Origin of the sequence: Lachnoclostridium sp. An131 (assembly GCF_002160825.1) — a bacterium.
Classification (GTDB): Bacteria; Bacillota; Clostridia; order Lachnospirales; family Lachnospiraceae; genus Laedolimicola.
In genome coordinates, this window is the sequence record NZ_NFLI01000010.1 from 145,331 (window position 1) to 152,045 (window position 6,715).

Annotated in this window: 3 protein-coding genes; all 3 read right to left on the bottom strand. The window is 53.7% G+C overall.

The genetic code is table 11. The features are described 5' to 3' along the window. Positions 1-10 precede the first annotated feature (10 nt). Positions 11-4,543, bottom strand: coding sequence for a glutamate synthase large subunit (gltB, locus tag B5E77_RS10060; RefSeq protein WP_087165242.1), 4,533 nt, complete (start codon positions 4,541-4,543; stop codon positions 11-13). Positions 4,544-4,834: 291 nt separating this feature from the next. After that, on the bottom strand, positions 4,835-5,623 hold the full coding sequence (locus B5E77_RS10065) for a CPBP family intramembrane glutamic endopeptidase (RefSeq protein WP_087165243.1): 789 nt from the start codon (positions 5,621-5,623) through the stop codon (positions 4,835-4,837). Further along, positions 5,620-6,525, bottom strand: a complete 906-nt coding sequence (locus B5E77_RS10070) for a sialate O-acetylesterase (protein WP_087165244.1) — start codon at positions 6,523-6,525, stop codon at positions 5,620-5,622. The genes B5E77_RS10065 and B5E77_RS10070 overlap by 4 nt, the downstream gene beginning before the upstream one ends. Between the last annotated feature and the right edge of the window lie 190 nt (positions 6,526-6,715).

The following is a 6,715-nucleotide window of genomic DNA, read 5'->3' on the forward strand; positions in this document are numbered from 1 at the left end:
TCTCCCCTCCTTACTGATTTCTGTTGGCGTAAAAGGCTTCAATCTGAGCCTGCTCGCTGCTTAAGCCCTTTTCTTCCATCTGGATAATCGCCATCTGCATCCGGTAATAGTCATAAGGAATGATCTTCTTGAACTTCGGCAGGTACTCTGCGAAATTGCTCAGAATCTCCTTTCCCTTTACCGAATTGGTATAAGCCACGTGGCTTTCGATCATTTCCTTGAGTTCCTGCACGTCGTACTTGTCGGTCAGCTCTGTGATCATAACCATATCTTTGTTCAGCCTTGTGTACAGGTCGCGGTCCTCATCCAGCACATAGGCAATGCCGCCGCTCATACCTGCCGCAAAGTTCTTTCCGGTCTTTCCAAGGACCGCCACCCGGCCGCCGGTCATGTACTCGCAGCCGTGGTCGCCTACACCCTCTACGACGGCGATAGCTCCGGAGTTTCTCACGCAGAAACGCTCTCCGGCTACGCCATTGATATAGGCCTTACCGCTGGTCGCTCCGTACAGAGCTACGTTTCCGATAATGATGTTTTCATCCTGCTTGAAGCGCACGCCTCTGGGCGGATAGACCACCAGCTTTCCGCCGGACAGGCCCTTGCCGAAATAGTCGTTGCTGTCACCCTCCAGCTCCAGGGTCAGGCCCTTCGGGATGAAGGCTCCGAAGCTCTGTCCTCCGGCTCCCTTGCATTTCACCGTAAAGGTGTCCTCTTCCAGGCCTTCCGGATACCGCTTTGTGATCTCGGAACCGAACATGGTGCCGAAGGCGCGGTCTGTGTTGCTCACATCCAGCTCGATGCTCCGCCTGCTTCCGCTCTCCAGCGCAGGAAGCAGCTTCTTGAACAGCACCTTCTGATCGAGAGTCTTCTCCAGCTCGAAATTGAATACCTGCTTCGGATCAAAGGTCACCTTCTGGCCCCTGCCCGCATAGGGATTGTTCAGAATCGCGGACAGATCGATGGATGCCGCGCGACCCTTCAAATCCTCCTTCATCCTCAGCAGATCCGTACGGCCTACCAGCTCATCCACAGTGCGCACACCGAGACGGGCCATGTATTCCCGCAGATCCTGGGCAATGAATTTCATAAAGTTCATGACGTATTCCGGCTTGCCGCGGAATCGTTTGCGGAGCTCCGGATTCTGGGTCGCCACGCCTACCGGACAGGTATCCAGGTTGCAGACACGCATCATCACGCAGCCCATGGTTACCAGCGGAGCTGTGGCAAAACCGAACTCCTCTGCGCCCAGCATGGCCGCAATCGCCACATCCTCGCCGGTCATCAGCTTTCCGTCTGTCTCGATGCGGACGCGCCCTCTGAGGCCGTTCTGGATCAGAGTCTGGTGCGTCTCCGCCAGTCCCAGCTCCCAGGGAAGGCCTGCATGGTGGATGGAGCTTCTGGGCGCCGCGCCCGTTCCTCCATCATAGCCGGAAATCAGGATGACCTGGGCTCCGGCCTTCGCTACGCCGGCTGCTACGGTTCCCACACCGGCCTCAGATACCAGCTTTACGGAAATCCGCGCATCCCGGTTGGAATTCTTCAGATCGTAGATGAGCTGGGCCAGATCCTCGATGGAATAAATATCGTGGTGCGGCGGTGGTGAAATCAGGGATACGCCCGGTGTGGAATGTCTCGTCTTCGCAATCCACGGGTACACCTTTCCGCCCGGCAGATGACCGCCCTCGCCCGGCTTCGCGCCCTGGGCCATCTTAATCTGCAGCTCCTTGGCGCTGACCAGATAGCGGCTCGTCACGCCGAAACGTCCGGAAGCCACCTGCTTGATGGCGGAGCACTTATTCAGGCCGTCCGGACCGATTTCCAGGCGCTCCAGGCTCTCGCCGCCCTCGCCGGAATTGGATTTCCCATGAAGGGTGTTCATGGCGATGGCCAGGCATTCATGAGCCTCCTGGGAGATAGAGCCGTAGGACATGGCGCCTGTCTTAAAGCGGGTTACGATGGATTCTACGCTCTCCACTTCCTCGATGGGTACGCCCTTCTTCGGATAGTTGAAGTCCAGAAGCCTTCTCAAATATCCCCGGTTCGTCTCTCCATTAATAAGCTCTGTATATTCCTTGAACATCCTGTAATCGCCGCGCTTTGTGGACTCCTGTAAGAGATGAATCGTCTGCGGGTTGTAAAGATGCTTCTCTCCGCCGCTTCTGCTCTTGTGCCGTCCCACGCTTTCCAGCGTCAGGTCCACATTCAGTCCCAGCGGGTCAAAGGCTGCGGAATGAAGCTCATCCGCCTGCTTTGCAATATCATCCAGCGTAATGCCGCCCACCCGGCTGACCGTTCCCGTAAAATACTCATCCACAACCCTTTTGTCAATTCCGATGGCTTCAAAGATCTTGGAGCCCTGATAGGACTGAATCGTGGAAATTCCCATTTTAGAGGCAATCTTTACGATTCCGTGGAGAATTGCGCTGTTGTAATCATCCACCGCCGCGTAGTAATCCTTGTCAAGCAGATGGGACGCCACCAGCTCCCGGATGGTCTCCTGAGCCAGATAGGGGTTGATGGCGCAGGCTCCGTAGCCAAGCAGGGTCGCGAACTGGTGAACCTCCCTGGGCTCACCGCTCTCCAGAATCAGGGCCACGCCAGTCCGCTTCTTTGTGGTAACCAGATGCTGGTTGAGTCCCGCTACAGCCAGCAGGGACGGAATCGCCACATGATTCTCGTCCACGCCCCGATCGGAGATAATCAGAATGTTGACACCCTCCCGGTACGCCCGGTCCGCATCCATATACAGACGGTCCATGGCCTTCTTCAGGCTTGTGTTCTTATAATAGGTAATCGGAAGCACCTCAACCTTGAACCCGGGCACCTTCATGCTCTTGATTTTCAGTATATCCGTATTCGTCAGAATCGGATTATTGATGCGCAGAAGATGGCAGTTTTCAGGCTTCTCTTCCAGCACGTTTCCATTTTTGCCGACATAGATCGTCGTGGAGGTTACAATCTCCTCGCGGATGGAATCGATAGGCGGATTCGTCACCTGCGCGAAGCGCTGCTTGAAATAGTTAAACAGCGGCTGATGCTTATCGGACAGGGCCGCAAGCGGCGTATCGATACCCATAGAGGCAATGGATTCACTTCCATTCTTCGCCATGGTCAGGATAGAAGTCCGGTACTCCTCATAATTATACCCAAAGGATTTCTGAAGCCTTCTTCTCTCATCTGCCGTAAATTCCGGTACGCGCTCATTGGGAATCTTCAGATCCTTCAGCTGCACCAGGTTGCGGTCCAGCCACTCACCGTAGGGCTGGGCGGAAGCGTATCTTTCCTTCAGCGCCTCATCGTCCACGACCTCGCCCTTCACCGTATCCACCAGAAGCATTTTTCCAGGATGCAGGCGTTCCTTCACGAGAATTTTCGTGGGATCGATATCCAGCACGCCCACCTCAGAGGACAGGATCAGGGTATCGTCTGTGGTGATATAATAACGGGAGGGCCGAAGACCGTTGCGGTCCAGAACGGCTCCCATCACATCTCCGTCGCTGAACAGAATGGAAGCCGGGCCGTCCCAGGGCTCCATCATGGTGGCGTAATACTGATAAAAATCCCTTTTTTTCTGGGACATGGCCTTATCGTTGTCCCACGGCTCCGGGATTGTGATCATGACTGCCAGAGGCAGATCCATACCGCTCATCACCAGAAATTCCAGCGTATTGTCCAGCATAGCCGAGTCAGAGCCGGAAGCATTTACCACCGGAAGCACCTTATTCAGATCCTTCTTCAGATGGCTGGACTCCATGGTCTCCTCCCGGGCCAGCATTTTGTCCGCATTCCCCTGAATCGTGTTGATCTCACCGTTGTGTACGATGAAGCGGTTCGGGTGGGCCCGCTCCCAGCTGGGGTTTGTGTTTGTGCTGAAACGGGAATGCACAATGGCGATCGCTGATTCATAATTTTCATCCTGCAGATCCGCAAAGAAGGACCTGAGCTGGTGCACCAGGAACATGCCCTTATATACGATTGTCCGGCTGGAAAGAGACACCACATAGGTATCATCGTTGGACTGTTCAAAGACACGGCGGGCTACATAAAGCTTCCGGTCAAAATCCAGACCCTTTTCCACATCCACAGGCCGTTTTACGAAGCCCTGCATGATGCACGGCATCTTCTCCAGAGCCTTGCTTCCAAGCACCGCCGGAAGTGTCGGCACCTCTCTCCAGCCCAGGAACTCCATTCCTTCCTTCTCCACAATGATCTCGAACATCTTGCGGGCCTGATTCCGCTTCAGCTCATCCTGAGGAAAGAAGAACATACCGATTCCGTAATCTCTTTCTTCACCTAAAAAGACGCCGAGAGGTTTGACTGCTTCGGAGAAAAACTTGTGGGAAATCTGTAATAAGATTCCTACTCCGTCGCCCGTCTTACCTTCGGCGTCTTTGCCGGCCCTGTGTTCCAGGTTCTCTACAATTTTCAATGCGTCTGCCACTGTCCCGTGGCTTTTCCTACCCTTGATATTGACCACCGCGCCGATACCGCAGTTATCGTGCTCAAATCTCGGGTCGTATAATCCACTGCTTCGCTGGCTCATATCATCCCTCCAGATCCTAGACCTCGTTATTAAAAATTCTTTGACTCGCCGGACTGCCGCTTTCTCCGCCCTTCGAAGTCGCGCCTGCAGGTTCTGCGGCAGCTCCTGCTTTGTGTGCTACTATACACCTATTTTTTTTATGTGTAAAGTATGACTTTTGGATAAATCGTCAGATAATTTGACAATTTTAAAATATACGCTTAATTGTCTCCTTGTTTTCTTATTTTTCTTTTAAAACGTGTGTTTCAGGCACAATTCATCTGGGTTTTTCCAGAAAAAATCTCCCGGACATCACCCTTTTTTTCGCGCCCTGCGCCAGCAGAATGCTCCCGCCGCCAGGCAGAGGGCAGTCGTCAGAAAATATGTTGGAAGATCTGCATAAAGCCCATCCAGCCATCCAAGCTGTTCGAGCAGAATAGAGGACGCATTTGCCGCAGCATGGGCAAGGACTGCAGGAAGCAGAGAACGGTATGCTTCATAAAGCCAGACAAAATACAAGCCTATGAGAAATGCGTAGACTCCCTGTACCACATTTCCATGAAAAAGGGCAAAAACAAGGGCTCCCAGCAGAACCGCAGGCCGGAGATCCGAAAAAAGCGGCCGCAGCCGCTCATAAACCAGGCCGCGCATCAGAAGCTCCTCCAGAATCGAGGCTGTCACCACACTCGCCATAACCTGCGAAATGACGCTCCCGCCATACACAGCCGCCGTCACAGGCTCATATCCGGAAAACAGACGGGGCAGAGGGGTCAGGCCAATCAGGCCGTTGAAGCCCCGGGCCAGAAAGATTCCTCCCAGAACCGCAAATAAAAGGTCTGCCGCTCCAAATCTCCTTTTCCAGGCTGCCTCTGTTCTTCCTTTTTCTTCCGCTTCCATCCTCCGCTGTCTCTCATACATCCGCAGAAACACCGGAATCTGGAAGGCATTCACCAGAGCCAGCAGCCACATGGCATTTTCATCCTCTGAAAGCGGAGGCGCCAGAAGCTCCAGCATTCCCGTCAGAATCACAGACAAAACCACGTACAGCAGAACCGGTGAGAGCAGTTCCCATACCGTGTTCCAGATCGTCCTTCCCCTCATTCCCCTTCTTCCTGCCTCTCCTGCGCTTCCTGCTCCGTTTCAGCCGTTTCCTGCGAAAGCGATTTTACATAAACGCCGGCATTTCTTCCCGCGTCCTCACCGATGAGATTCAGGGCCTCCTGGGTGTAATGAATTCCGCCCTCATCCCTCATATCCGCATCTGTAAGCGCCGCCGGCAGGCCGGAGGCCAGGATGATATCATCTGCTTCCTCACAAATCTCAAGCTGAGCATCCATGATTTCCTGATGCTTCACAGAATCCGCCAGATCCGGTCCCAGCTGAATCAGGAAGCAGGCCTCTACCCCCTGCCCCTCCATATAGCTGACCAGCTCTCTGAGCATCCCCTTATACTCGTCCTTGGTCGTCTTCAGATTGGCGTCAGCCTCTCCCTGAAACCAGACCATGTAAATATGCCGGATCCTTATTTTTTCTTTCTCCAGGCACTCCTTCGCTCCTTCCAGGCGGGCGGCCGCTTCCTCCTTCCGGCCGCCTGTCAGCCAGCCGTTCAGGGAAGAGCTCCCCACAGAAGCAGAAATCGCGACGACCGGCGTCTGCGTCTCTTCATAATAGGCGTTGACAAAGGCAGTAACCAGGCTGCCTCTTCTCTCCAGAAGCTCCGTGTCATCCAGGGCCCCTCTGTTCTCGTTTTCCCCAAAGGGCTCCTCCAGCACATGGAGACCGTCCGGATCCGTGACGGCCCGATACTCATATCCGGCCCCTTCAATCAGCTCCGGCGCCTGGGAAGCATCCCCGTTCGCTCCGCTCATATTGCTCTGTCCCATGAACAGGATCACATCCATGGTTCTCCAGGAGCGCTGATTCCAGCTCAGCAGTACAATCAGAAGGCAGCAGAGCGCGCTGCCAATGACAATCGCTTTTTTATTCTGAGGTTTTGTTTTCATATCCTGTACTCCGTTCGTTTTACTCTGTCATGAGTATGTTATCATGAATCCGGTTTGTTTTCAATGCGGCGGCTTCTGAAAGATGAAGTAAACGAATTGTCAGTTGATATGAAAGAGAGTGTTCCTAAAGCAAAATGGTTCCGGACTCATTTTCTCAATCATACAGCTGAGAGTTCGTTTTTTCAAGTTT

Bases quoted from the DNA above. Each gene is read 5' to 3' on its own strand.
- gltB (WP_087165242.1), bottom strand. From the start codon at position 4,543: ATGAGCCAGCGAAGCAGTGGATTATACGACCCGAGATTTGAGCACGAT.
- B5E77_RS10070 (WP_087165244.1), bottom strand. From the start codon at position 6,525: ATGAAAACAAAACCTCAGAATAAAAAAGCGATTGTCATTGGCAGCGCG.
- B5E77_RS10065 (WP_087165243.1), bottom strand. From the start codon at position 5,623: ATGAGGGGAAGGACGATCTGGAACACGGTATGGGAACTGCTCTCACCG.